This is a genomic window from Caballeronia sp. (assembly GCF_049581465.1).
GTDB lineage: Bacteria > Pseudomonadota > Gammaproteobacteria > Burkholderiales > Burkholderiaceae > Caballeronia.
In genome coordinates, this window is the sequence record NZ_JBAUSA010000092.1 from 1 (window position 1) to 3,153 (window position 3,153).

5 protein-coding genes are annotated in these 3,153 nt (G+C 59.2%); 4 read left to right on the forward strand and 1 reads right to left on the reverse strand.

Annotated elements, in window-relative coordinates; all coding sequences use genetic code 11:
• The 3 genes from WCA53_RS02250 to WCA53_RS02260 all read left to right on the forward strand — a co-directional run.
• Positions 1 to 184 (forward strand): hypothetical protein (locus tag WCA53_RS02250; protein WP_423905028.1); only part of this gene is annotated, 184 nt, incomplete at its 5' end.
• A complete protein-coding gene (locus WCA53_RS02255; protein WP_423905031.1) occupies positions 181 to 1,017 on the forward strand; it encodes a glycosyltransferase family 2 protein in 837 nt (278 codons plus the stop codon). The genes WCA53_RS02250 and WCA53_RS02255, both read left to right, overlap by 4 nt.
• Entirely contained in the window at positions 1,007 to 2,296 is a 1,290-nt protein-coding gene (locus tag WCA53_RS02260) for a GNAT family N-acetyltransferase (RefSeq protein WP_423905033.1), read from the forward strand. Before WCA53_RS02255 ends, WCA53_RS02260 begins: the two co-directional genes overlap by 11 nt.
• A gap of 26 nt (positions 2,297 to 2,322) precedes the next feature.
• Here the strand turns inward: WCA53_RS02260 and WCA53_RS02265 are convergent, their stop codons facing one another.
• A complete protein-coding gene (locus WCA53_RS02265; RefSeq protein ID WP_423905035.1) occupies positions 2,323 to 2,955 on the reverse strand; it encodes a glycosyltransferase family 4 protein in 633 nt (210 codons plus the stop codon).
• Between the two features lie 4 nt (positions 2,956 to 2,959).
• Here WCA53_RS02265 and WCA53_RS02270 point away from each other — a divergent pair.
• A partial coding sequence (locus tag WCA53_RS02270) for a hypothetical protein (RefSeq protein WP_423905038.1) occupies positions 2,960 to 3,153 on the forward strand: 194 nt, incomplete at its 3' end.

Below are 3,153 nucleotides of genomic sequence, written 5' to 3' on the forward strand. Positions count from 1 at the left end.
ACGCAGTGCCGCAGCTCACATGTTTGCGTGCATGAGTCTAAGCGCCGTCGCTGTCTATGCGGTGAATCCATTGATGCTGCAGCCCGACAAAGGAATGCTGATATGGGTCAGTCTGGGGCTGCTGCTCGGCATTTGCCTGCACCGGACGGCGCTTGAAGAAACGATTACAGGACTCGCGCGATGACCTCAACGTCTTCCATCTCGGTTGTGACGTGTTCGTATCAGCATGGCAAATTCATCGACGCGACAATCCGGTCCGTGCTTGAACAGCAGTACCCTGGACTCGAATACATCATCATGGACGGTGGTTCGAGCGACGGCACGCTGGATATCCTGAAGCGCTATAGCACGCAAGTCGAGTACTGGGTGTCGGAACCTGACGATGGTCAAACCGATGCGCTGATCAAGGGCTTCAAGCGTTGCCGTGGGGAGATCATGGGTTGGCTTTGCTCGGACGATCTTCTGCTGCCGGGCGCACTGCAGGTGGTGGCTGATTTTTTCGCTGAGCATCCTCATGTCGAAGCGGTATACGGCGACGCAATCTGGATTGACGGTAAAGGAGAACTGATCAGGCAAAAACGGGAAATTCCGTTTAGCCAGTTCCTGATGCGCTTCGATCACAACTATGTGCCGCAGCCGTCGATGTTCTGGCGCAGAAGCGTATTCGAGCGGGTCGGCGGACTGAATCCGCGCTTCGACCTCGCAATGGACGCCGACCTGTGGGACCGTTTCGCGCAGTCCACGCGCATTGCGCATATCGACAAGTTCTTGTCCTGCATGCGCTACTATCCCGAGCAAAAGACTCGGGCGCTGCGCTCGGTCGGCGAAGTCGAAACGATGGAGATCGCGAGCCGCTCGCGGCTCGGCCGGGTGATGCCGCTGCGCTCGACGCTCCACTATGCCGCGCGTGGTACGAGGCTTCTTGTGAAACTGGTGACCGGACGATATGTACCGGCGGTTCCCGCCGACATACTGACGTCACTGGAACGTTTCCGGATAAACGACGATGTGCTCTGAGCGTGTTTCGATACCCGGTTGCGACGTACAAGCCGAACGCCCACGCCCGGACGCCGCGAGTCAGGTTGATGCATATGCGCAGCACTTCGATCTGGAAGTCGTTCGCGACGCAGCGCGTTTCTACGCGCTAAAAGACGAGTGGGATGCGCTTTGGTCGCGCGCGAACGGTCATCATCATCAGGCTTTCAGCGTATGTTGGCTGAGTTGGGTTCACACTGCGCAGGCCCGTGGACGACGCTTGTGCTGTATCTCGCTGCGCAAGGAAAATCGTCTGGTGCTGGTGTGGCCGCTCGTCAGTTACCGGCAATTGCTGTGGACGATGCTACGCCCGTTGACGCCTGACACCGCGGAGCATTCGACCATGCTCACGGAGGACGACGGCTTGCGTGTCGCCGCTATTACGCAGGCGTGGCAGGCAGCGATGAAGCAGTGCCGCGCCGATGCGATGGTGCTGCCCTATGTCGACGGCGACACGCCGCTTTATCGGCTGGCCGCGGCACAACCGGGTTTGATGGTTGCCGTAAAAGGCACGACCTCGACCGCGCGGCTGCGAGGCGAAAAAGACTGGCCGACGTTTTGCGCGACACTCGGAAATCTTGGCAAGAAGAAACCCGACGCTCGTGAGCGCCGGCTTGCGAAAGAAGGTCAGCTTGTCGTTCGCGCGCTGGGCTCAGGGGACGCCGCCGAGTTTCCTGCATGGGTGGACTGGCTGGTTGCGCGCAAACGTGAATGGGTGGAGCGCGGCGATAAACGCGCCGGCTGGTTAGAAACGGCCGGTTATAGAAATTACCTTCTCGATCTTTTGAACTCGGCCGACCCTTATGCACAGGGTCGGCTTTTTGTCATCACCCTGAACGGCGCGCCGGCCGCCGCTTCGATTATCGGGCTGGGGACGACTTGTGTGAACGGCCTGATCACCGGCTTCGATGAGAATCTTGCGAAGTTCGGTCCTGGCCTCATCGTGGTCGAACATTGCGTACGCTGGGCACTCGAACATGAAAAAGACTTCGACTTCGGTGTGGGCGCGGAACGCTTCAAGACCTATTGGAGCCGCGACGTCGCCACTGCAACCTGGTCATTCGAAATTGCGACGACCTGGTGGGGACGCGTCGCAGTACCCGCCAAACAAGGGTGGTACAGAATCGAACCGCTCATCGGACGGTGGCGTGTGTCGGGACTGCAGCGCCGGATCTCTCCGGCGCACGCAGCCGTTGATGAAGCGGCTGACGTCAAGGCGACGCAGGCAGCGCGGAGGTCGACGAATCTATCCACCGAATGAGGCTTGAATGGCGTTTGGGCTTTCTTTCAGGTACGGACCTTCGATCGGCCAGTACTCCTGTATTGCGCAATGTCGTCATAGACACGTGACACCTGCTTTTCCCATAGAAAGTCCGTGCGACGCTGAACAGCCGCCGCGCTGAGGCGCTGAAGCAGCGGACGGTCGCTCGCGAGCTCGATCAGCCTGTTGGCAATCGCCGGTGGGATCTGCGCCACGGTCATCGAAGACGCGCCGACAATAAATCCCGTTGTTTCAGAGACGAAGCTCTTCGGTCCACCAAGATCCAGACATATCACGGGCAAGCCCGCCCCCATCGCTTCGAGTACAACGTTGCCACTGGAATCGTGCAGGCTGGGGAAGACGAAGACGTCTGCGTCAGCGTAAGCGGTCAAGAGCGACGCACGATCGAGATGGCCTAGAAATTCTACGGAGTCCGCAACGCCCACCTTGCGCGCCAGTTCGACGAGCCACGCTTGCAGGGGCCCCTCTCCTGCGATCGTCAGCGTGACGTCCGAGCCGCGGCGGCGCGCCTCGGCGACGGCCTCTATTGCGAAATGCACACCTTTTAATCCGATCAGTTTGCCCGCGTAAAGGGCCCGCAACGGCCGGGTGCTATCTTCGTTACGACGCGGCGACGGACTGTCAGGTTTCGCCGGCATCTGTATGCCGATCTCCTGGCGGATCCGGCACTTCTTCCAGAAGATCGAAGGAAGGGCGGTCCTCGATTCTTCAGTTTTGCAAAAAATGAGTGTTGAGCTGAGGCAGTTTAGCCACACGCCGGGAGCGAACTTGCTAAAAAGTATGCAGCAGATGCGCACTCTCTCGATCAACCTGTTCCGAAGGGGGGCCGACTTGAA

Bases quoted from the DNA above. Each gene is read 5' to 3' on its own strand.
- WCA53_RS02260 (WP_423905033.1), top strand. From the start codon at position 1,007: ATGTGCTCTGAGCGTGTTTCGATACCCGGTTGCGACGTACAAGCCGAA.
- WCA53_RS02255 (WP_423905031.1), top strand. From the start codon at position 181: ATGACCTCAACGTCTTCCATCTCGGTTGTGACGTGTTCGTATCAGCAT.
- WCA53_RS02265 (WP_423905035.1), bottom strand. From the start codon at position 2,955: ATGCCGGCGAAACCTGACAGTCCGTCGCCGCGTCGTAACGAAGATAGC.